This is a genomic window from Streptomyces sp. NPDC048603, assembly GCF_043199475.1.
GTDB lineage: Bacteria > Actinomycetota > Actinomycetes > Streptomycetales > Streptomycetaceae > Streptomyces.
Map to the genome: position 1 here is coordinate 45,010 of NZ_JBICVY010000005.1, position 21,309 is coordinate 66,318.

Annotated in this window: 19 protein-coding genes; 10 read left to right on the forward strand and 9 right to left on the reverse strand. The window is 74.2% G+C overall.

Annotated features, from left to right (window positions below; all coding sequences use genetic code 11):
• Positions 1–250 precede the first annotated feature (250 nt).
• The 3 genes from tuf (at position 251) to ACGFQ9_RS13090 (ending at position 3,264) form a co-directional block, all read left to right on the forward strand.
• Complete coding sequence (gene tuf / locus ACGFQ9_RS13080; RefSeq protein ID WP_393573822.1) at positions 251–1,432, forward strand: elongation factor Tu; 1,182 nt, start codon at positions 251–253, stop codon at positions 1,430–1,432.
• 77 nt (positions 1,433–1,509) lie between these two features.
• Complete coding sequence (locus ACGFQ9_RS13085; protein WP_393573823.1) at positions 1,510–2,382, forward strand: patatin-like phospholipase family protein; 873 nt, start codon at positions 1,510–1,512, stop codon at positions 2,380–2,382.
• A 90-nt stretch (positions 2,383–2,472) separates the two neighbouring features.
• A complete protein-coding gene (locus ACGFQ9_RS13090) occupies positions 2,473–3,264 on the forward strand; it encodes a spermidine synthase (protein WP_393574287.1) in 792 nt (263 codons plus the stop codon).
• 35 nt (positions 3,265–3,299) lie between these two features.
• Here the strand turns inward: ACGFQ9_RS13090 and ACGFQ9_RS13095 are convergent, their stop codons facing one another.
• Positions 3,300–4,727, reverse strand: coding sequence for an MFS transporter (locus ACGFQ9_RS13095; RefSeq protein ID WP_393573824.1), 1,428 nt, complete (start codon positions 4,725–4,727; stop codon positions 3,300–3,302).
• A gap of 85 nt (positions 4,728–4,812) precedes the next feature.
• On the reverse strand, positions 4,813–5,883 hold the full coding sequence (locus ACGFQ9_RS13100) for a hypothetical protein (protein WP_393573825.1): 1,071 nt from the start codon (positions 5,881–5,883) through the stop codon (positions 4,813–4,815).
• Positions 5,884–5,980: 97 nt separating this feature from the next.
• Between ACGFQ9_RS13100 and ACGFQ9_RS13105 the strand changes: the two genes are divergently transcribed.
• A complete protein-coding gene (locus tag ACGFQ9_RS13105; protein WP_393573826.1) occupies positions 5,981–6,436 on the forward strand; it encodes a DUF4442 domain-containing protein in 456 nt (151 codons plus the stop codon).
• 28 nt (positions 6,437–6,464) lie between these two features.
• Here ACGFQ9_RS13105 and ACGFQ9_RS13110 read toward each other — a convergent pair whose 3' ends face one another.
• Positions 6,465–6,785, reverse strand: coding sequence for a hypothetical protein (locus ACGFQ9_RS13110; protein ID WP_393573827.1), 321 nt, complete (start codon positions 6,783–6,785; stop codon positions 6,465–6,467).
• A gap of 219 nt (positions 6,786–7,004) precedes the next feature.
• On the opposite strand from ACGFQ9_RS13110, the gene ACGFQ9_RS13115 reads away from it, so the two are divergent.
• Complete coding sequence (locus tag ACGFQ9_RS13115; protein WP_393573828.1) at positions 7,005–7,709, forward strand: peptidylprolyl isomerase; 705 nt, start codon at positions 7,005–7,007, stop codon at positions 7,707–7,709.
• A 78-nt stretch (positions 7,710–7,787) separates the two neighbouring features.
• Here the strand turns inward: ACGFQ9_RS13115 and ACGFQ9_RS13120 are convergent, their stop codons facing one another.
• A complete protein-coding gene (locus tag ACGFQ9_RS13120; protein ID WP_393573829.1) occupies positions 7,788–9,296 on the reverse strand; it encodes a DUF2079 domain-containing protein in 1,509 nt (502 codons plus the stop codon).
• Between the two features lie 282 nt (positions 9,297–9,578).
• Here ACGFQ9_RS13120 and ACGFQ9_RS13125 point away from each other — a divergent pair, with 282 nt between their 5' ends.
• Positions 9,579–12,113, forward strand: coding sequence for a beta-glucosidase (locus tag ACGFQ9_RS13125; protein WP_393573830.1), 2,535 nt, complete (start codon positions 9,579–9,581; stop codon positions 12,111–12,113).
• An 81-nt stretch (positions 12,114–12,194) separates the two neighbouring features.
• A complete protein-coding gene (locus ACGFQ9_RS13130; RefSeq protein ID WP_393573831.1) occupies positions 12,195–12,866 on the forward strand; it encodes a DedA family protein in 672 nt (223 codons plus the stop codon).
• 169 nt (positions 12,867–13,035) lie between these two features.
• Here the strand turns inward: ACGFQ9_RS13130 and ACGFQ9_RS13135 are convergent, their stop codons facing one another.
• Positions 13,036–13,590: a gamma carbonic anhydrase family protein gene (locus ACGFQ9_RS13135; protein ID WP_393573832.1), complete on the reverse strand. Its 555-nt coding sequence runs from the start codon at positions 13,588–13,590 to the stop codon at positions 13,036–13,038.
• A 116-nt stretch (positions 13,591–13,706) separates the two neighbouring features.
• On the opposite strand from ACGFQ9_RS13135, the gene ACGFQ9_RS13140 reads away from it, so the two are divergent.
• Positions 13,707–14,468, forward strand: a complete 762-nt coding sequence (locus tag ACGFQ9_RS13140; protein WP_393573833.1) for an acyltransferase — start codon at positions 13,707–13,709, stop codon at positions 14,466–14,468.
• Between the two features lie 227 nt (positions 14,469–14,695).
• Positions 14,696–16,531, forward strand: a complete 1,836-nt coding sequence (locus ACGFQ9_RS13145) for a protein kinase (RefSeq protein WP_393573834.1) — start codon at positions 14,696–14,698, stop codon at positions 16,529–16,531.
• Positions 16,532–16,568: 37 nt separating this feature from the next.
• On the opposite strand, the gene ACGFQ9_RS13150 is transcribed toward ACGFQ9_RS13145, so the two are convergent.
• The gene (locus tag ACGFQ9_RS13150; RefSeq protein ID WP_393573835.1) at positions 16,569–17,435 is read right to left on the reverse strand and encodes an EamA family transporter; all 867 of its coding nucleotides are present in this window, start codon (positions 17,433–17,435) and stop codon (positions 16,569–16,571) included.
• A gap of 113 nt (positions 17,436–17,548) precedes the next feature.
• The gene (locus tag ACGFQ9_RS13155; RefSeq protein WP_393573836.1) at positions 17,549–17,956 is read right to left on the reverse strand and encodes a CoA-binding protein; all 408 of its coding nucleotides are present in this window, start codon (positions 17,954–17,956) and stop codon (positions 17,549–17,551) included.
• A gap of 112 nt (positions 17,957–18,068) precedes the next feature.
• Between ACGFQ9_RS13155 and ACGFQ9_RS13160 the strand changes: the two genes are divergently transcribed.
• A complete protein-coding gene (locus ACGFQ9_RS13160) occupies positions 18,069–18,698 on the forward strand; it encodes a YigZ family protein (protein WP_393573837.1) in 630 nt (209 codons plus the stop codon).
• Between the two features lie 18 nt (positions 18,699–18,716).
• Here the strand turns inward: ACGFQ9_RS13160 and ACGFQ9_RS13165 are convergent, their stop codons facing one another.
• Together ACGFQ9_RS13165 and ACGFQ9_RS13170 are read right to left on the reverse strand one after the other, a co-directional pair.
• Complete coding sequence (locus ACGFQ9_RS13165) at positions 18,717–20,012, reverse strand: vanadium-dependent haloperoxidase (protein ID WP_393573838.1); 1,296 nt, start codon at positions 20,010–20,012, stop codon at positions 18,717–18,719.
• 180 nt (positions 20,013–20,192) lie between these two features.
• Positions 20,193–21,272, reverse strand: a complete 1,080-nt coding sequence (locus ACGFQ9_RS13170; protein WP_393573839.1) for a trypsin-like serine peptidase — start codon at positions 21,270–21,272, stop codon at positions 20,193–20,195.
• Positions 21,273–21,309 lie beyond the last annotated feature (37 nt).

The window sequence follows — 21,309 nt, forward strand, 5'->3', positions numbered from 1 at the left end:
CGCCCGGTGGCCGGAAGCCGCCGGAAAACCATTCGACGGCCGGGTCCGTGTCCGGAATGATCGGGGCCATGTTCCGGTACGCCTTCCCCGCAGCGCCGTCCGCAGTCGCGGACGCGCCGAAGGCTGCCGTCCTCGCTTTCGGCGGCGCACGAAGCTGACCCTTCCCGGATCGTCCGGCGGACCCCGCAGGGGGAGGGTCGGCAGGTCGCAGGGGTCCCGTCTCACGGCTTCGAAGCAACGGGAAGAGATCATGGCCAAGACGGCCTTCGTGCGGACCAAGCCGCACCTCAACATCGGCACCATGGGTCACGTCGACCACGGCAAGACCACCCTCACCGCCGCCATCACCAAGGTCCTCGCCGCGCGCGGGAGCGCCTCCTTCGTCCCCTTCGACCGGATCGACCGCGCCCCGGAGGAGTCCCGCCGCGGCATCACCATCAACCTGACCCACGTCGAGTACGAGACCGACACCCGGCACTACGCCCACGTCGACATGCCCGGCCACGCCGACTACGTCAAGAACATGGTCACGGGGGCCGCCCAGCTCGACGGCGCGATCCTGGTGGTCTCCGCCCTCGACGGGGTCATGCCACAGACCGCCGAGCACGTGCTGCTCGCCCGCCAGGTCGGCGTCGACCACATCGTCGTCGCCCTCAACAAGGCCGACGCGGGAGAGCCGGAGCTCACCGACCTGGTCGAGCTGGAGGTCCGCGAGCTGCTCACCGCGCACGGCTACGGCGGGGACACCGCACCCGTCGTACGGGTCTCCGGACTGCGGGCGCTGGAGGGCGACCCGCGCTGGACGGCGGCCGTCGAGGCACTGCTGGACGCGGTGGACACCTACGTCCCGATGCCGGTGCGCTACACCGACGCCCCGTTCCTGCTGCCGGTGGAGAACGTGCTCACCATCACCGGACGCGGCACCGTCGTCACCGGTGCCGTCGAGCGCGGCACCGTACGGATCGGCGACCGGGTCGCCGTCCTCGGCGGGCACGGGGAGCCGGCCCAGACGGTGGTCACCGGCCTGGAGACCTTCGGCAAGCCGATGGAGTCCGCCGAGGCCGGCGACAACGTGGCGCTGCTGCTGCGCGGGGTGCCCCGGGACGGCGTGCGCCGCGGTCACGTGGTCGCCGCCCCGGACAGCGTCACTCCCCGGCGCCGCTTCACCGCGCAGGTGTACCTGCTGTCCGCCCGGGAGGGCGGCCGCAGCACGCCGCTGGGCAGCGGGTACCGCCCGCAGTTCTACGTACGGACGGCCGACGTGGTCGGGGACGTGGACCTGGGGGAGGCCGGAGTGGCCCGGCCCGGCGAGACGGTCTCCATGACCGTGGAGCTGGGTCGCGCGCTTCCGCTGGAGCCCGGCCTCGGGTTCGCGATCCGCGAGGGCGGCCGTACGGTCGGCGCGGGCACGGTCACGGCGGTCGGGGAGTAGCCCCCGCCCTGGTGGCGGCAGGAGCGCACTGCGAGACTGCCGCCACCGGGTCACGGCATTCCAGGAAGGCGGCACCGATGACGGGGACGGGAACGGGCACCGGCGGGACGGCGCTGGTGCTGGGCGGCGGCGGGCTGACCGGCGTCGGCTGGGAGTGCGGCATCCTCCACGGTCTGGCCGAGGCGGGCGTCGACCTCTTCGGCGACGGCCTGGTGGACCTGGTCGTCGGCACCTCCGCCGGATCGCTCGTCGGAGCCCAGGTCACCTCCGGCCTGGCCGGCCCGCGCGAGCTGTACGAGCGCCAGCTCGGCGACCCGTCCGCCGAGCCGCGGGCCCGGCTCGGCGGCTCGGTCTTCGCGCAGTTCGCGCTGGCCATGCTGCGGTCCCGTACGGCGGAGGCGTACCGGCAGCGGATCGGCACCCTCGCGCTCGGCGCCGCCACCGAACCCGAGGAATCCCGCCGCGAAGTGCTCGCGGAGCGGCTGCTCAGTCACGACTGGCCGGACCGGCGGCTGCTGGTCAGCGCCGTGGACGCGGTGACCGGGGAGCTGCGCGCCTTCGACCGGGACAGTGGCACCGGGCTGGTCGACGCGGTCTCGGCGAGCTGCGCGGTGCCGCTGGTGTGGCCACCGGTGACCATCGGCGGGCGGCGCTACATCGACGGCGGGATCCGCTCCTCCGCCAACGCCGACCTCGCGGCCGGGTACCGCCGGGTGATCGTCATCGCTCCGGTGGCGCTGGGTTCGCGCCTGGTGCCCTCGCCGCGGACCCAGGCGGCCGCACTGCGGGAGGCCGGGGCGGACGTGGTGGTGATCCACCCGTCCCGGGAGGCCCGCAAGGCCTTCGGCCGCAACGTGCTCGACCCGGCGCGCCGGGCGCCGGCCGCCCGCGCGGGACAGGAGCAGGCCGCCGCGCACGCGGCCGAGGTCGAGCGGGTCCTGGCCGCCTGAGAGCCCCGCCGCGGGCTGCCGGACAATGGTGCGGTGAGCGACGAACGGATCCCGGTGCTGCGGGACACGGTGCAGGGCACCGCCAAGCTGATGCCGGACGTGGACCGGGACGGGGGCTGGCTGCTGACGGTCGACGGGGCCCCTCAGTCGTACGTGGACCTCGACGATCCCGGGTACCTCGAGTTCGAGTACGTCCGTCGCCTGGCCCACGTCCTGGACTGCGCGGCGGACCCGGGCGAGCCACTGGACCTGGTCCACCTGGGCGGGGGCGCGCTGACCCTGCCGCGGTACGCGGCCGCCGCCCGGCCGGGCTCGCGGCAGCGGGTGGTGGAGTTCGACGCGGCCCTCGTGGAGCTGGTCGCCGGGCACCTGCCGGTGCCGGCCGGTTCCGGGATCACGGTGCACACCGCGGACGCCCGGGCCTGGCTGGAGCAGGCCCCGGCGGCGAGCGCGGACGTGGTGGTCGGGGACGTGTTCGGCGGTTCCCGGGTACCCGCGCAGCTGGCCTCCGTCGACTACGCGCGGGAGGTGGCCCGGGTGCTGCGGCCGGGCGGCCTGTACGCGGCCAACCTGGCGGACGGGGCGCCCTTCGGTTTCCTCCGGGCCCAGCTCGCCAACTTCCGCGCGGTGTTCGGCCGGCTCGCGCTCATGGCGGAACCGGCAGTCCTCCGCGGCCGGCGGTTCGGCAACGCGGTCCTGCTCGCCTCCGACGCGGAGCTGCCCCTGACGGGTCTGGGCCGCCTGGGCGCGGGCGACGTGTTCCCGGCACGGGTCGAATCGGGTGCGGCGCTGACGAAGCTCATCGGCTCCGCCGTGGCGGTGGCGGACCGCGACGCGGTCCCCTCGCCGGCGCCTCCGGCGGGGGCCTTCACGCTGGACTGATCCGCCCGTACCGGCGTGGCCCCGCAGAGGGCAGGTCAGCGCGGAGCGGGCTCCGCCCGGGGCGTGTCGGCGTTCTGGGCCGGGCCCGCTTCCGGGCCGCTCACGGGCTGCGGAGCGAGGGCCCGCTCCTGGCCGGCGACCCGGGCCACCGGCCCGGTCGGCCGTGGCTCCGCCCCCGCAGCCCCGGCCGGCCTGGGACCGGAGGCCACCTGCTTGGCGGCCCGCCGCCGGAGCCGCCGTACGTCCGGGACCACGAGCACCAGCGCCGTCGGCAGGACGACCAGCGCCGCGCACCCCCACAGGGACGGGGTCCGCCCGAACGCCGACTCGGCCGGCCCGGCCAGCGCCGTCGCCAGCGGCAGCATCGACACCGAGCCGAACCAGTCGTAGGCGGACACGCGCGAGAACTTGTCCTCGGGGATCTCCTGGTGCAGCGTCGACATCCAGTTGACGCCGAAGACCTCGATCGCCGCCCCGCTCACGAACATCACCGCGCACAGCCCCCAGGCCGGCAGCGGCACCGCCAGGCCCGCCGCGGGCAGCGCCAGCGGGAACACGCACAGCGTGCCGACCAGCAGCATCCGGCGCGGCTTCCAGGCCATCATCAGCACGGCGCCCCCGATGGTGCCCAGGCCGAAGAAGGCCAGGGCGATGCCCCACGGTGCGGGCCCGCCGAGGTGATCGCGTGCGACCAGGGGTCCGTAGACGGACTCTGCCGCGCCCACGACGCCCACCACCACGGAGAACTGGAGCACGATGCCCCACAGCCAGGGGCGGGTGCGCACCTCCGCCCAGCCCTCGCGGAGGTCGGCCAGCAGGCCGCCGCTCTCCTTGGGCTCCGTCTTCCCGCCGACGTCCAGGAAGGCGCGCAGCACGCCCGCCACGGCGAACGCGGCGGCGTCCACGGCGAGTACCCAGCCCGGCCCCATCGCGGCGATCATCGCGCCGCCGAGCGCGGCGCCGCCGATGCCGGCACTGTTGACCGCCATCCGGAACAGGGCGAAGGCCCGGTTGGAGTGCTCGCCGGAGACGGTGGCGAACAGCATGCCCTCGGCCGCCGGGTTGAAGAACGCCTGGCCGGTGCCGCACAACGCGCTGAACAGCATCATCTGCCACAGCTGGGCGTGGCCGAGGAGCACCATGGCGGCGAAGGCGGCCTGGGAGACGCAGTTGACGGCGTTCGCGGCGACCATCACCCGGTGCCGCGGCAGCCGGTCCGCGACGGCGCCGCCGACGAGGAGGAAGAGGACGAGGGGAAGGGTGCGGGCGGCGGCCACCAGGCCGACGTCACCGCCCGAGCCGCCGGCCTCCAGCACCGCGAACGCCGACGCGACCAGTGCTCCGTGCGCGCCGAGGTTGGTGATGACGGCGGCGCCGGTCAGCAGGGTGTAATTGCGGCCCGCCCACGCGGGGCGTTGCCGGCCGGGCGTGCGGGCAGCGGAGGGCGCGGTGGGAGAGCTCACCCCCGGACTATCCCCGTTCGGGTCCGTTCTGCCAAACGGATTACCCGTCGGAAATCGTCCGGGGGCGGGGCGGATCCGCGCAGGATCAGCCGGAGGTGAGGCGGAGCGTGCTGAGGACCTTCTCGTAGACCTCGGGCTTGACCTCGTCCTTCACGCCGGCCGCGCCGTAGAGCACCCAGCTCGCGAAGTCACCCTTGCCGTTCTTGAAGCCGAAGCCGATGGCCTTGCCGTCGGTGGCGCACTTGTGGGGCTTCTTCACGCCGGTGGCGGTGGCGGTGACCATGTGGCCCTTGAGGCCGGAGGCGGTCGTGTACTCCTTGGGCGTGGTGACCTTGACCGTGCCGTCCGGCTCCTTCTGGGCGTAACCCGCCCAGACCCAGGTGCCGGTGTTGGCGGACGCGGCATCGCCGGTGTCCTTGGCGCCGTTGGCCCCCTTCACGCCGGTGCCCGCCAGCGAGAACTCCTCGGTGTCACCGTCCTTGTCGGAGTCGACCGTGCACCACTCCTCCTTGAGGTACGCGGGCGCCGACATGCTGATGGCGGGGGAGATGCCGTCGTTCTTCTTCTCGTCGAGGAAGCCGGCGCTGACGCCGGAGCCCAGCACCTTCCACTCCGGCGGGACGTCGAAGGCGACGCCGTACTTGGTGTTGACGACCACCTTCCAGCCGGGAACGGTCGGCTGCTCGGAGCCGCCCGCGCGCGGGTTGCCGCTCGGCGTGGCCGGGGCGGCCGGGCTCATCGCGGCGGAGGGCGGCGCGGACGCCGTGTTCTGGGGCTTGTCGTTGGCCTGGGGCTTCTCCTCGTCGTCCTTGGTGAGGACGAACGCGCCCGTGACGGCCGCCGCGACGACCACGGCGGCCGCGGCGACGATCGCCACGGTCTTGGTCGAGTTCGACGAGCCGGAGCCGCCGCCCTGCGGGGACTGCGACTGTGCCTGCGGTCCCCACGGCTGGGCGGCCGGCTGCTGGCCGTACCCCTGTTGCGGGTACCCGTAACCCGGCTGCTGCTGCCCGTACCCGGGCTGCTGCTGTCCGTACCCCGGCTGCTGGTACGGGTTCGGCTGCCCGGGCTGCTGCCCCGGCTGCTGGTACGGGTTCTGGTTGGCGTTCTGAGGGTTCTGCTCGCCCCCGGGCGACGGCTGCTGTCCTGGCCACATGGCCGGTAACGATAGTGGGAGGGGGTGACAGGGGCTACGCCCGCCCCTACCGGGGGGGCTGGTCAAGCGCGTCTACTCGCGGGTAACATCCGGTTCCATGAGCGCAGATCAGATGAACATGGGCGAACTGCTCGCCGCCACGGTGCCGATGGTCCGCACCCTCAACCTCGAGTGCGTGGAGACCACGCCCGAGCGCGCCGTCTTCCGCCTGCCGGACCAGCCGGACTACCACAACCACATCCAGGGCCCGCATGCCGGAGCCATGTTCACCCTCGCGGAGTCCGCGAGCGGTGCGATCGTGCTCGCCGCCTTCCAGGAGCAGCTCTCCCGTGCCGTTCCGCTCGCGGTCAGCGCGCAGATCGGCTACAAGAAGGTCGCCAAGGGCCCGGTCACCGCGACCGCCACCCTGGGCCGCCCCGCGGCCGAGGTCATCGCGGAACTCGACGAGGGCGGCCGCCCCGAGTTCCCGGTGGCCATCACCATCCAGCGCGACTCCGACCAGGCCGTCACGGGCGAGATGACCGTGGTCTGGACCCTGCGTCCGAACGCGTAGGCGCTGAACCGCCGGGGTGGCGCGCGGGTCAGTAGCCGCTGCCACCGGAGTTGCTGCCGCCGATTTCGCACCCGAGAGCCCACGCCGATTCGAAGAACGTCGCCTTGAAGTTCGCCACGAAGGCGCACATGTCCGGGTCGGCCGGGCCGCCCTCCGCCGCCTGAGCCCCCGCGATGAAGTCGACCGCGGCCATGAGCAGCAACACGCCCAGCACGACGCCGACGACCGCGGCGATGATGCAGCCGGTCCCGCTCCGGCGCGGCGGGGGCGGCGGAGGGTAGAAGTGCGGCGGGTAGGGCGGGTACGGCGGCGGCGGAGGAGGGTTGCCGGGCGGCGGCGGTAACGACATGGACTGTCCTCCGGCGGGATGCTGGGGCTCCTTCGTGCGGGACCTCTGCAGCGTAGATCTTGAGCGCCGATCCGATCCAGACCCGTGCACCGGGGAACGGCGAAGCCCCGCCTGGGTCCGGACCGGTTGCCTGGTCCGGCGTGTGGTGCCCGGCCTGTGGCGCGGCACTGGATACGCTCGCCGCGTCGTACCCGCCCGCTCATGGAATCCGAGGCACGTATGAGTCTGACCAGCGGGAACAGGTTCGGTGGACGGCGGTCGGGGCGGACGGCGGCCACCGTGGTCGCGGCGGCCGCGGCGTGTTCCGGGCTCACCTGGACGGCGGTCGCCCTCACCAGCAGCTCCACGGTTGCGAAACCGCCCGTCACCTGTGCCTATACGCCGACCAAGGGCGGATCCCGGACCGTCGGCGTACCGTCCTTCGAGGCCGCGGCGGCCGGCCGGCCGTTGACGTTCCGGCTCGCCACCGGCGAGGGCACGGTCACCGTCAAGGCGCTGACCGAGGAGGCGCCGTGCACCACGAACTCCTTCTCGTACCTGGCCGGGAAGAAGTACTTCGACGGCAGCAAGTGCCACCGCCTCACCACGACGGGGATCTTCGTGCTCGAATGCGGTGATCCCGCCGGGGTCGGCAATTCCGACCCCGGATACTCCTATCCGGACGAGAACCTCGCCGGTGCGGTCTACCCGGCCGGAACGGTGGCCGTGTCCAAGGCCCAGCCGGGGCGCAACGGCGGCCAGTTCTTCATCAGTTACGGCGATCCCGCGTTCCCGCTGAAGCCCGACTGGACCCCCTTCGGGAAGGTCGTCGAGGGGCTGGACGTGGTGAAGAGGATCGCGGCGAAGGGGACCGCGAACGGAGCGCCGGACGGAGCCCCCAAGGAGCCCGTCGTCCTCACGTCGGTCAGGGTGCAGAGCCAGTGAGGGCGAGGCCGGGTGACCGTGCCCGAGGTCACCCGGCCCCGCCCCGGTCGGCGGGCTCGAAGCGCGGCCGTCCGGGCCTCAGCCCGTGCGGCTGAGCAGGAGGAAGCCGTCCCTCTCCGCCACCGTGCGGTACCCCTGGGCGCGGGCCTCGGAGATGGCCATGGCCTCCCGGACGGACGACAGAGGGAAGCGCAGCGCCGGTGCCACCTGCTTGTCGATCATGATCCATTCGGGGTCCGGGCGGCTGTCGCCCCAGCCGTGGAGGCTGACGCTGGTGCGGTCGGCGAGGTGCGGCACCAGATAGCTCGACGCCTGGACCGTGGCGCCCTCCGGGATCTCCGCCATCACGCTGTGGGCCACCGCGGTACGGGAATGGTTGCGCCAGGTCTCCGGCTCGACCAGCTGCCACAGCGGGAAGTGCGGCAGCAGCATCAGGGTGATCGCCGCCGAACCCGCCAGATGGCGGTACAGGCCGACGCCGCTGTTGCCCCGCCGGTGCAGGGCGTCGGCGAAGGCGACGAAGACGATCGGCATGACCAGCAGCGAGTAGTGGTAACCGGTGCCCCAGTGGTCGGGGTAGCCCGAGGCCAGGCGCCACAGTACGGACGGCAGCGCGATCAGCACCAGCGGCGAGCGCAGGGCCAGGAACAGGGTCGGGGCCAGGATCAGGATGAGGGTCGTGACCTTCTGCTGCGGGGTGATCAGCCCGAGCGTCACCTTGTACAGGAAGCCCGTCAGGCCGTCCTGCGGCGCGTTCGCCAGCTCGGGCGGGAGCAGGCCCGGGGGCAGGGCCGGATTGTGGGAGGCGAAGTAGCCCTCGAACCCGCCCGGGTGGAACGAGCCCAGTACCAGCAGGGCCACACCTGCCGACACCACGCCGAAGGCGGCCGTGACCAGGCCCAGCCGGCGACCGCCCCGGCCGCCCCGCCAAGCGATGACCAGGCCGATCACGGCCACCGTCAGGCCGAGGTCCTCCTTCACCAGGACGAGCGGCAGTGCCCAGTACGCGGCGGCGCGCAGCCGGCCGCTGCTGAGGGAGGTGAGGGAGAGCACCAGCAGGGGAAGGGCGAAGGCCCACTCGTGGAAGTCGCTGGTGACCCCGCTCGCGATGCCCCAGGAGAGGCCGTAGCAGGCGCCGATGACGGCGGCGGCCGCGGAGCCGAGCGTACGCCGGACCCAGAAGGTCAGTGCCAGCACGCTGCCCGCCGCCAGCGCGGCCTGCGCCACGAGCAGCATCTTGACCGAGGGCCACAGCCAGTACAGCGGCGCGAGCAGGGCCAGGACGGGGGAGAAGTGGTCGCCGAGGACCGGGAAGTCCGGTCCCTTGACCTCGGAGACGGGCAGGTGCCCCTCGGCGTACGAGCGCACGACCTGGACGAAGATGCCCAGGTCGAAGGCGCGGGTGAGCAGACGCTCGTGGAGGGCCAGGGAGATGACCGAGTAGCCGAAGAACAGCGCCCCCGCCATGGTCCAGATCCACCACGTGTTCTCGGGACGGTCCTCGGCCGGGGGCTTGGGACGGGGCCGTGCCACGGTGCCGGTCTGCTGCGGTGGGAGCGTGGCGGCGTCGCCGGTGGGTGCGTGCATGGCTCCTCAAGATGCCAGCAACGGGGAGGGCCGGTGCAGGAGTTGCCTCCCGCCCCGGCAGATTCCGCCGAATGGCCCAGGCGCGGGGGTACCGGCGGGCCGCCGGGCCCGGATCCCGCGGCCTTGAGCTCTGAGTCCTGAGTCCTGAGCCCGTGCGTCCCAACAGCTGAACGCCCCGGCCGCCGGCCGCGAGCCTCCGCGGTGCCGGGGCTCCCCATGGCACAGAGTGGGCGGGGCGGCCCCGGGGGCCGCCCGCGCCGAGCGCCGCCGCAGGGAGTGCCCATGTCCGAGGCCCTGTCCGAGGCCCTGTCCAGACGTTCCGCCCTGCGGCTGCTGGGAGCGGCGGGCGCCGCACTCGGCACCGCCGGGACCGCCGGGTGCGTGGCGGACCTGCCGCCCGGGACGGCACCCCGTACGGCGGGCACGGCGAGCGGCGGAGCCGGAGCGGGACCCGCCCGGCCGGGCAGCGCCGTCCGGGTCGACGCCCTGCTCGAACACCTCACCCTGGACGAGAAGACCGCCCTACTGCACGGCACCCGCGACCCCGCCCCCCTCGGACAGGCGGCCTACGTACCCGGTGTGCCGCGCCTGGACGTGCCCGTGCTGCGCATCGCCCACGGACCCAACGGGATCAGCGTCGCCAAGCCGGCCACCGCGCTGCCCGCCCCCGTCATGCTGGCCTCCGCCTTCGACCCGGGGCTCGCCCGCGAGTACGGGCGCGTGCTCGGCCGCGAGGGCCGCTCGCTCGGCCAGGACCTGCTGCTGGCCCCGGTGGCCAACCTGATCCGCACCCCCTACGGCGGCCGCAACTTCGAAAGCCTCGCCGAGGACCCGCGGCTCACCGCCGACCTGGTCGCCGAACTGGTTCGCGGCATCCAGGACGAGGGCCTCATCGCCGCCGTCGGCCGCTTCGCCCTCGACAACCAGCAGCACGGCCGCGGCACCCTCGACGTGACCGTCGACGAACAGACCCTCCAGGAAACGGAACTGCGCGGCTTCGAGTCCGCCGTCGCCGCCGGAGCCGGCGCCCTCGTCGGCGCGTACAACAAGGTCAACGGCGTCCGCGCGGGCGAGAGCAGACTGCTCCTCGACGAGCTGCTGCGCGCCCGCTGGGGATTCGACGGCTGGGTGGTTTCCGACTGGAACGCCACCCACAGCACGGTCGCCGCCATCACCTCCGGCCTCGACATGGAACTCCCCGCCGGCATCCACTTCGGCGCCCCGCTGCGCCAGGCCGTGCGGGCCGGGACCGTGTCCGAACCCGCCGTGGACCAGGCCGTCCGCCGGGTGCTCGGCACCATGGACCGCTTCGGACTCCTCGACGGCAGGGCACCCCGCAGGCCCCCGCGCGACCCGGTGGCCGGTGCCCGCGTCGCCCGGCGCGTCGCCACGGCCGGAGCGGTCCTGCTCCGCAACGAGCGCGGCACCCTCCCGCTGGCCGGCGCCGCCGCCCGGTCCATCGCCGTCATCGGGCCCTCCGGCGGCGTCCCCTTCGTCAGCGGCGGCGGCGCCGCGCACGTGGTGCCCGACCGGGCAGCCGCGCCGCTGGCCGCCATCCGGCAGCGGGCCGGACGGAACGCCACCGTGCGCTACGCCCTCGGCGAGGACGTGCACGGACGCCCGATCCCCGCCGCGATGCTCACCCCGCCCGTCGCCTTCGAGGACCAGCGCGTGGACGCCGGCCGCAGCCGCGGCTGGGAGGCCTCCTTCACGCTCCCCGAGGACGACGAGTGGACCCTGCTGCTCCACCACTCCGGGCTGCGCCCCGAGGTCCGGATCGACGGCGAGGAGGTCTTCCCCGTACGCCCGGGCGTCGCCGAGCCCTTCACCGGTGCCCTGCTCGGCACGGCCCCGGACGGGCTCACGGTCCGCCGCCGCACCCTCGGCCTGAAGGCCGGGCCGCACAAACTGGCCGTCACCGCCCGCGGCGGCACCACCGGGCAGCGCTTCCGGCTGCGCCACACCACCCGGGCCGGCCGGGCCGCCGACCTCGCCGAGGCGGTCAAGACGGCCGGGGCGGCCCACAGCGTCGTGCTCTTCGCCTACGAGGACGCCGCCCCCGGCGCCGACCGCACCACCCTCGCCCTGCCCGGAGGCCAGCAGGCGCTGATCGAGGCGGTCACCGCGGCCAACCCGCGCACCACGGTGGTCCTCAACACCTCCTCCGCCACCGCCATGCCGTGGCTGGACCGCACCGGGGCGGTCCTCCAGATGTACTACCCGGGGCAGGAGGGCGCCGCGGCCACCGCCGACGTGCTCTTCGGCGACGCCGACCCGGGCGGCCGGCTCACCCAGACCTTCCCGGCCGGCGAACGGGCCCACCCGGTCGGCGGGGACCTGCTGCGCTACCCCGGGGTCGGCGGACGACAGGAGTACAGCGAGGGCGTCCACGTGGGACACCGCTGGTACGACGCGCAGCGCGTGGCGCCGCTGTTCCCCTTCGGGCACGGCCTGTCGTACACCACCTGGCGCTACGAGCAGCCCGCCGTCCGGTCCGAGGACGGGGCGCTGCGGGTGGAGTTCACCGTCCGCAACACCGGCCGCCGCAAGGGCACCGAGGTGGCCCAGGTGTACGTCGGGCCCTCGCCGGACCTCACGCTGGACCAGCCGGTCCGGGCCCTGGCCGGCTACCGGAAGATCGTCCTCGGCCCGGGGCAGGCGCAGCGGGTCACCGTGACCCTCGACCGGCGCGCGCTGTCCTCGTGGGATCCGGCCCGGCACGCCTGGGTGCTGGGCACCGGCCGCCGGGAGGTCTTCGTGGGGCGCTCCTCCCGGGAACTGCCGCTGCGGGCGAAGGCGGTGGTCCGCGGCAGGTAGGCTGCCCGGTCGGTGCGCGGTGCGCCACAAGGGGGCACCGCGGTTCGACGCGGCGATGCGGCGATGTGGGAGGACGTACCGGTGCACATCCAGGAGTGGCTGGAGACCGTTCCGGCGGTGAGTGTCTATCTGCTGGTGGGTGTGGTCATCGGGCTGGAGAGCCTCGGCATTCCGCTGCCGGGCGAGATCATCCTGGTCAGCTCGGCCCTGCTGGCGTCCCAGCACGGGGACATCGACCCGCTGGTGCTGGGCATCTGCGCCACCACGGGCGCGATCGTCGGAGACTCCATCGGCTACGCGATCGGGCGGCGCGGCGGCAAGCCGCTGCTGGAACGGCTCGGGAGGCGGTTCCCGAAGCACTTCGGCGCCGCGCAGATCGGCATGGCGGAGCGGTCCTTCGAGAAGTGGGGCATGTGGGCGGTCTTGTTCGGCCGCTTCGTGGCCCTGCTGCGGATCTTCGCCGGGCCGCTGGCGGGTGTGCTGCACATGCCGTACTGGAAGTTCCTGATCGCCAACGTCTTCGGCGGCATCCTGTGGGCGGGCGGCACCACAGCCGTCATCTACTACGTCGGCATCGTCGCGGAGGCCTGGCTGAAGCGGTTCTCCTGGCTGGGGCTGGTGCTCGCCGTGCTCATCGGGCTGACCTCGATGCTGGTGCTCAAGCGGCGTGCGGCGAAGGCCGCCGCCGCGGGCGCGGGTGAGGCGGAGCCGGCCGCCGAGCCGGAGCCGGCCCTGGCCTCCGAGCGCGGCTGACCCTTCCCCGCGGGGCTGTTCCCCACCCCGCCCCTTCCCGAACCGGGGGCGAGCCCCCGGGCCCCCGGACCCGTGTCCGGGGGCGTCCGGGCCGCGACGGACCTGCGCGCCGTTCTGTGGCTGGTCGCGCAGTTCCCCGCGCCCCTGACGGGGCGGGGGCTCGGGGCCGTTACCCGGCGGGGGTCACCGACGCGCGGTGCTGCTTCGCGAGTTCGAGGTACATCGCCGCGTTGAGGCGGATGCCCTCCTTCTCCTCCTCGGTCAGTTCGCGGCGGACCTTCGCCGGGACGCCGGCCACCAGCGAACCCGGCGGGACGACCATGCCCTGCGGCACCAGTGCCTGGGCGGCGACGAGCGACCCCGCGCCGATCACCGCGCCGTTGAGGACCGTGGCGCCCATGCCGATGAGGCAGTCGTCCTCGACCGTGCAGCCGTGCACCACCGCGTTGTGGCCGACGGAGACCCGCTCGCCGATGGAGACCGGGAAGCCGGGGTCGGTGTGGACCGTGCAGTTGTCCTGGACGTTGCTGTCCGCGCCCATCGTGATCGGGGCGCAGTCGGCGCGAAGCACCGCCGAATACCAGATGCTCGTGCCGGCGGCCATGGTCACGTCGCCGACGACCACGGACGTCGGGGCGGTGAAGGCCTCGGGGTCGACCTGCGGGCTCTTGCCGCCCACGCCCGCCACCAGCGCCCCGGCCGGTCCACCCGTCTGATACGTCATGTCTGGTCTCTTCCCTCTGGTTCCCGATGCCGCGCTCGGCAGCACCGTAGACGATGGGGTGAAGATCACAGCAGCCCGGCCCGGACGCCCGCCGCCCGGCCGACTACCGTGGCCGGGTGCCGAAGAACAGAAACACGTTCTCATCTGTCGCCCCCGCACTGGCGGCCTGGCGCCGCCGCCTGGGCAACCGCGCCGTGCACGCCGGCTGGCGGTGGATGCAGCAGGCCGGCGCGGTCACCGCACAGAACCCCGGCCCGCACCGGTTCGGCGCCATCGGCACCGGCACCCGGCTCGCGTTCCCCCAGGGCACCGTCTTCGGCGCGCCCTGGATCCGGCTCGGCGACCACTGCATCATCGGCGAGCAGGTGACCCTGACCGCCGGGATGATGCCCGACCTCGACCTCGGCCCGGACCCCGTACTGGTCCTCGGCAACGGCGTGGTCCTCGGCCGCGGCAGCCACGTCATCGCCGACACCCGGATCAGCATCGGCAACGACACCTTCTGCGGCCCCGGCGTCTACATCACCTCCACCAACCACAGCTACGACGACCCGCACGAGCCCGTCGGGAAGCAGTGGCCGCGCAGCGAGCCGGTCGAGATCGGCCCGGGCTGCTGGCTGGGCACCGGCTCGGTGATCCTCCCGGGGGCGCGACTCGGCCGGAACGTCGTGGTCGCCGCGGGGGCCGTCGTACGGGGCGAGGTGCCGGACCACGCCGTGGTGGCGGGGGCGCCGGCCCGGATCGTACGGCGCTGGGAGCCGGAAACCGGCTGGCAGCCGCCGCTGCGCACCCCGGCCCCGCGCCCGATCCCGGACGGGGTCACTCCCGGCCAGCTCCGCGCCCTGGCGGAGATGGCCGAAGCGGAGGAGACCGGCTGAGCCGAAGTTGTCCGGTCGGCGAGAAACGGCGCTCATGATTCCGGATCGCCTGTATCTTTCGCCCTGGCAAGGCCCGAGCGGGGCCGGGCGCGGCAGGCCGGGCGGGGAGACCGCAGGCCTGGCGCGGGACGGCCGGAATCCGCCGCGCGGACCGTCTCGGCACTGCCATGATGACGGCACTACGGCGGGCCGTGGCGCTTCTTCGGCCGGCCCGGGAGGGGGGCGGCGTGAGGCGCGAACCGGAGGCACTGCGGGCCGGTGATCCCACACAGGTCGGCCCGTACCGGATCACGGGCAGGCTGGGCGGCGGCGGCATGGGCACCGTCTACCTCGGGCGGTCCCGGGGCGGCCGAGCCGTCGCGGTCAAGGTGGTCCGCCCCGAGCTCGCGGAGGACGCGGAGTTCCGGCGCCGGTTCGTACGCGAGGTCACCGCGGCGCGCCAGGTCAACGGAGTGTTCACGGCCGGCCTCATCGACGCCGACCCGGACGGACGCCCGCCGTGGCTCGCCACGGCCTACGTGTCCGGCCCCTCCCTCAACGACGCGGTCCGTGCGCACGGCCCCTGGCCCGGGCAGTCGGTGCTCGCCCTGGCCGCCGGGGTGGCCGAGGCCCTGGAGGCGATCCACGCGCAGGACGTCGTCCACCGCGACCTCAAGCCGTCCAACGTGCTGCTCTCACCCGACGGGCCGCGCGTGATCGACTTCGGCATCTCGGTCGTCTCCGACGGCGCGACGGAACTGACCCGCACCGGATTCATGGTGGGCACCCCGGGCTTCATGGCCCCGGAGCAGCTCACCGGCGAACCCGTCACCGCGGCCACCGACGTGTTCGCGCTGGGTGCGCTGCTGACCTTCACCGCCACCGGCGTGGGCCCGTTCGGCGGCGGGACCGTCTCGCAGCTGATGTACCGGGTGGTGCACGACGAGCCGGACATCGCCGGACTGCCCCCGAGACTGCGCGAGGTGGTAGGCCGCTGCCTGGCCAAGGACCCCGCGGCCCGTCCCACGGTGTCCGGGCTGCTGGAGGAGCTGTCCGGCGACACCGAGGTCACGGCGGGAGTGCGGTGGCTGCCCGCGTCGCTGGCCGCACTGCTGTTCACCGAGGACACCGGGGGAGCGGGAGGAGCGGGCGCGGCTGCCGGGCCACGCACCGACGGGACGGCGCCGACCAAGATCGACCCGCGGACGCCGACGGCCGTGGACCCGCGCACCCCCGCACGGCCCGGAGCCGACCCCGCCGCCCCGACGGCCACCACCCCGGCACACCAGGAGCAGCCTCCCCGTCCCCGGCTGCCGCCGCAGCCACAGGGGCCGCCGGCCCCGGTGCCGTCGCACGGCCCCGGTGGTTTCGGGCCGCCGCTCCAGGACGTCCGGCCGCTGCCGCCCACCTTCCCCGAGTACCCGGTGGACGACCGGCTGCGGGGCGGGCCGCGACCGGGCCCGGGCGGCCGCACCGCGCTCTTCACCGGCGCCGCCGCGGCCGCCGCGGTGGTGATCGGCCTCCTGGCGTGGCTCCTGCCGCGGGCCTGGGAGGAGGCGGGCTCGGGCACCGGGAACGGACCGGTGTCGGCGCCGTCGCTGCCGGGGCCGTCCGTGTCGGCTCCCTCCGTGTCGGCTCCCTCCGACCCCGGAGCGCCGCCGCTGGGCCCCCGGCCGTCCGGTCCGGGACAGTCCTCCGGCGTCACGCAGGCGGGCCCCTCGCCGTCCGCGGACAGCGGACCCGGGGTGGTCGGCGTGTGGCGGGGCACCTACCGGTGCACCCAGGGCCTCACCCGTCTCGACCTCACCGTCAACCGCGCGGGCGGGACCGCCCTGCGGGCCGTGTTCGCGTTCTCCGCCCACCCGGACAACCCGGCCGTGCCGAGCGGCTCGTTCACGATGATCGGGTTCCACGAGAACGGACGGATGGTGCTGCGCGGAGACCAGTGGATCGTCCAGCCGCCGGGCTACCTGACCGTCGACCTGGAGGCCACGGTCACCGGTGACCGGCCCGCCGTCATCAGAGGCACGGTCGCCGCCGCGGGGTCCGCCTGCTCCACGTTCGCCGTGGACCGCCAGGACTGACCGGGCCCGGGCCCGCGGCCGGCCGGGGCCGGTTCCCTCAGCCGGCCGCCAGCAGTACCGTGCCGGCCAGGGCGAGACCCGCGCCGGCCGCCTGCACCGTACGCAGCCGTTCCTTCAGCAGCGCGAACGCCGCCAGCGCGGTGATCACCGGGTACAGGGACGAGAGGACCGCGGCCACCGTGACCGGCCCGGTCTGCGCGGCGAGCGAGTACGTGCCGTTCGCCGCGACGTCGGCCAGGCCGACGAAGGCCAGCGCGGGCACCAGCGGCCACAGGTCGCGGAGCCCGGTGCCCTCCGGCAGCGCCGGGGTGCCACGGCGGGTCCCCAGCCACAGCGCGGTCCCGCCCGCCGCCACATTGGTCACCCGCTGGACGAACAGCGCCAGGAAGAGTCCGGTCAGCGTGGACGACGCCTCCGCGATCAGCGCCATCACCGCGCCGAACCCGAAGGCCGCGACCAGGGTCAGCACGATCGCCTGGCGCTGTACGGGCGCGCCGCGCAGCTCCGGCCCACCGGCCAGCACGATGCCGACCAGGGCCACCGCGATCCCGGCGACCTGCCCGAACCCGGGCCGCTCGCCGATCGCCAGGCCGACGCCGACCGGCACCACCACGCCCAGCGAACCCAGCGGGGACACCACGCCCATCGGCCCCAGGGCAAGCGCCTTGTAGAAGCTGAACATCGCGACCGGCCCGACCAGACCGGCCCCGACCGCGAACCACAGCTGCGGCCCGGCCTCCCGCCAGCCGCCCGTCGCCAGCACGATCGTGCCCAGCACCACCACGGCGATCACCTGCGAGGCCATCACCACGGTCAGGGCCGGCAGCCGCCGCGTCAGCAGCCCGCCACCGAAATCGGCGAACCCCCACAGCACGGCGGTGGCCAGGGCGAGCAGGACGGACATGGGGGAACCTCACAGGGCGGTGCGGCGGGAGAAAGACGAACCACCGAGTACATCACACAGGTGTTCCGATACCCGAACCGTCGCTCCCGCCCCGCCCGGCCCGCTCGGTCCGGTCAGTCCAGCAGCGGGATCTCGATGGCCGGGCACTTGTCCATGACCATCTCCAGCCCGGCCGCCCGGGTCCGCTCGTACGCCGCCTCGTCGATCACGCCGAGCTGGAACCAGACCGCCTCCGCGCCCGCCGCCACCGCTTCGTCCGCCACCGGACCGGCCAGCTCGCTGTTCACGAACACGTCGACCACGTCCACCTTGAACGGGATCTCGGCCAGCGAGGCGTACCCCTGCTCGCCGTGCACGGTCTCCGCCTTCGGATGGACCGGCACCACCCGCTTGCCGTACCTCTGCAGGACGCGGGCCACCCCGTAGGCCGCCCGGCTCTGGTTGTTGGACAGTCCCACCACGGCCCAGGTGTCGCCGAGTCCGGTGAGGATGCTGCGGATGGTGGCCGGGTCGCCGTACACGGGCGCGCCTCCTGTTGCTGGTCGGCGGGCCGGCCGGTTGCCCGCCCGCACTCGTGGACAACCCGTCGGACACCGGTCCGATTCCCCGCACCGCTCCGCTTAGGGTGGAGCGGTGAAGGCAGACCAGTACGTGACGGTGGCCCGTGCGGGCGTGCACGAATCGGAGATCAACCGATCGAGGTTCATCTGCTCGCTCGCGCCCGCCGCGACCGAGCAAGAGGCCCAGGAGTTCATCGCCCGGATCCGCCGGGAGCACCCCACCGCCTCGCACAACTGCTTCGCGTACGTCATCGGGGCCGACGCCTCGGTGCAGAAGGCCAGTGACGACGGCGAACCCGGCGGCACCGCCGGGGTACCGATGCTGCAGATGCTCACCCGGCGGGACATCCGGTACGCCGTCGCCGTGGTCACCCGCTACTACGGCGGGGTCAAGCTGGGCGCGGGCGGGCTGATCCGCGCGTACGGCGGGGTCGTCGGCGAGGCCCTCGACGAGCTGGGCACCGTCACCCGGCACCGCTACCGGCTGGCCACCGTCACCGTCGACCACCAGCGGGCCGGGAAGACGCAGAACGACCTGCGCTCCACCGGCCGCGCCGTGCTGGACGTGCGGTACGGGGAGGCCGTCTCCATCGAGATCGGCCTGCCCGAGTCGGACATCGACGCCTTCCGGGTCTGGCTGGCCGACACCACCGCCGGCACCGCCGGCTTCGAACTCGGCGGCGAGGCGTACGGCGACGGCTGAGCCGTGGCGCGGGGGCGGTTACGGCGTCCCGAACAGGCGGTCCGCGTTGCGCAGGGCGTGCTCACCGACCGCCCGGCCGAGGCGGACGCCCGCCTCGTCCGCGGTGCGGCTGTGGATCCCGGACCAGACCCGCGCGTCCACGTTGTCCCGGGTCAGCGCCCGCCAGCTGGTGTACGTGCGCGTCACTCCCGGCGCGGTGGGGCTGGTGAGGGTGAACGGGTCCGTACGCGAGCCGGTCAGGGCGTCCAGCACGGCCTGGGCGGCGCCGGCGTAGGTCGCGTGCCCGCTGGGGTAGTCCGGGTGTGCCGGGGTCTGGTGCAGCGGACGCCAGGCCGGGTCGGTGCCGAGGGATCCGGTGCGGATCGCGGTCACCGGCCGCCAGCGGAGGTAGGTGTACTTGCTGTCCGAGGTCGCGATCTGGGTGTCGACCAGCGCGGTGTGGAACAGCGCCAGGAGCTCGGCGCGGTCACCGGCCGAGCCGCCCGACCGGGCCACGGCGACCCGCAGCGGTTCGGTGTACAGGGTCAGCGAGGAGCCGTACCAGAAGGTCGCGGTCTCGGTCTGCCGGGCCGTGCGCACGGTGCTGTCGGCCGCGCCGTACGCCCGCACCTCGGCCAGGTCGGCCCGATAGCGGCGGGAGTCGAGGGCCGGCGGCGGGCCGAGCCGGTACTGGGACGGGGAGTCCAGCAGGAAGGGCCTGGCGACGCGGTTCCCGTACTGGACGGCCGGGGCGTAGCCGTCCGGCGTGGGCTGCCACACGCCCGGAGCGGCGGGCGGCACCGTGAACGGGGCGTTCACGGAGGCCGGGTCGAGGCCGTCCCCGTTACGGGAGGCGAGGACCGCGCGGGCCTGCCGGGCCCCGGCGGCCACCCCGCGGTCCTCGGCCGGGCCGTCCGGCACCCGGGCCAGGCTCGCGGCCAGGGCCGCGTCGAGCTCGGCCGTGCGGGACGGCGTGAGGGCGACCAGCGCGTCGTGCACGGCGGTCGCCACGGCCGCGTCCTGGAAGGCGGCCCGGGACCGGCTGTGCGGCGCCTCCCTGGTGGCCCGGGCGGCGGCGAGCCAGCTGATGGCCCACGTCCGGCTGTTGGTGATCTGGGTGGGTGCGGGGGCGGCCTCCACCGTCCGCGCGGTGGTGTCGTACCAGTCGAGCACGACCGAGCCGGCCCCGGCACCGGGCGCGGCGTCCGCCGGGGTGCCGGCGGGAGCGGCCGAGGCGTTGGCCGAGGGCAGGGCGGCGGTCAGGGCGAACAGCATCGCGGAGCCCGCGGCGATCAGGCCGGGGCGCCGGGTGCGGGGACGTGTGATCAGCGGCATGCCGGGAAGCCAACCAGCGTGCCCGGCACGCCCACAACCACACGAAACAGCCAGGGCGGTTCGGCCACGGGATCTTCGTACGGGCGTCGCGGGACTGTCGTACGGCCGACACGAATGCCACGAATGACACGAACCATGGAGGCGACGGCGACGACGTGAGCGACACGAACGACACGGGCGTCAGACGAAATTGACTCCCACGCGCTCCAGCAGCGGGTCCTCGGTCAGCGAGAACAGCGGCACGGCGTTGTTGGCGCTGCGGAACCGGCCGCCGAAGTGCAGGCCGAGCACCCGGTGGTCGGCGAGGTCGAACACCGGCGAACCGCTGTTGCCGCCGAGCGTCGAACAGTCGTGGTGCATGGTCAGCCCGTCCGGCTGCAGCGCCGTCGCCGTACCCGGCTGCAGCCGCTTCACGTTGTACACGTCCATGAAGATCCGGCTCATCGCCACCGGCTCGTTGCGCCGGCCGTCCGCCGCCGGATAGCCCACCACGTACACCGGGCGGCCCGCCAGGTCGGGCGGGGCGTCCGCGGCCACCGCGAGCGGGGTCGGCAGGGCCCCGCCGCCGCCCGCCGTCGGCTCGACCCTCAGCAGCGCCATGTCCACGTCCCGGTGGATGCCCACCACTCCGGTGACCGCGAACTCGAAGGACCGGTCGGACGGCGGCGCGCCCAGCTCCTCGACGGTGTCGATGCGGGCACCCACGCCGGGCCGGAAGGTGAAACCGCCCTGTCCGTCCGTGCGGGTGAACTCGGCGGCCACGTGCCGGTTGGTCATCACCACGTCGGGCGACACCAGGAAGCCGGTGCCCAGCCAGTCGAAATCCGGGTGGCCGGTGACCTCGACCCGGCCGACCCGGGCGATGGACTCCCGGATCGCGGCCCGCTGCCCGTCCAGCACGGCCCAGTCGCCCTGCTGCGACGCGAAGTCCTGGTTCTGGACGAGGATCGCCGGCCGGCCTTCGAGCAGCACGATGGCCTCCACCCCGAAGTCCTCGTCCTCGTCGATCTCGTCGGCGCGGCCCGCGGCCAGCTTCTCCAGACCGCGGACCCCCGCGTCCAGCACCCGGGTCCGTTCCTCGCGCGCGGCGAGCCGGATCCGCTCGGCCGCCGCCTGCTCCGCGGGGAGCTCCACGTCGGATTCCAAGACCTCCGCCCCCGCTTCCGTGTCCAGGCCCTTGCGCACGCGTGCGGCGACCGCCAGCAGGTCCTCTCCGAAGACCCGCTCGGGCGGGGTCGCCACCGGGGAACCACCGCGCATCTCACACCTCCTGGGGTTGTTACGCCCTTCCCGATCC

Bases quoted from the DNA above. Each gene is read 5' to 3' on its own strand.
- tuf (WP_393573822.1), top strand. From the start codon at position 251: ATGGCCAAGACGGCCTTCGTGCGGACCAAGCCGCACCTCAACATCGGC.
- ACGFQ9_RS13085 (WP_393573823.1), top strand. From the start codon at position 1,510: ATGACGGGGACGGGAACGGGCACCGGCGGGACGGCGCTGGTGCTGGGC.
- ACGFQ9_RS13090 (WP_393574287.1), top strand. From the start codon at position 2,473: ATGCCGGACGTGGACCGGGACGGGGGCTGGCTGCTGACGGTCGACGGG.
- ACGFQ9_RS13100 (WP_393573825.1), bottom strand. From the start codon at position 5,883: ATGTGGCCAGGACAGCAGCCGTCGCCCGGGGGCGAGCAGAACCCTCAG.
- ACGFQ9_RS13105 (WP_393573826.1), top strand. From the start codon at position 5,981: ATGAGCGCAGATCAGATGAACATGGGCGAACTGCTCGCCGCCACGGTG.
- ACGFQ9_RS13110 (WP_393573827.1), bottom strand. From the start codon at position 6,785: ATGTCGTTACCGCCGCCGCCCGGCAACCCTCCTCCGCCGCCGCCGTAC.
- ACGFQ9_RS13115 (WP_393573828.1), top strand. From the start codon at position 7,005: ATGAGTCTGACCAGCGGGAACAGGTTCGGTGGACGGCGGTCGGGGCGG.
- ACGFQ9_RS13120 (WP_393573829.1), bottom strand. From the start codon at position 9,296: ATGCACGCACCCACCGGCGACGCCGCCACGCTCCCACCGCAGCAGACC.
- ACGFQ9_RS13125 (WP_393573830.1), top strand. From the start codon at position 9,579: ATGTCCGAGGCCCTGTCCGAGGCCCTGTCCAGACGTTCCGCCCTGCGG.
- ACGFQ9_RS13135 (WP_393573832.1), bottom strand. From the start codon at position 13,590: ATGACGTATCAGACGGGTGGACCGGCCGGGGCGCTGGTGGCGGGCGTG.
- ACGFQ9_RS13150 (WP_393573835.1), bottom strand. From the start codon at position 17,435: ATGTCCGTCCTGCTCGCCCTGGCCACCGCCGTGCTGTGGGGGTTCGCC.
- ACGFQ9_RS13165 (WP_393573838.1), bottom strand. From the start codon at position 20,012: ATGCCGCTGATCACACGTCCCCGCACCCGGCGCCCCGGCCTGATCGCC.
- ACGFQ9_RS13170 (WP_393573839.1), bottom strand. From the start codon at position 21,272: ATGCGCGGTGGTTCCCCGGTGGCGACCCCGCCCGAGCGGGTCTTCGGA.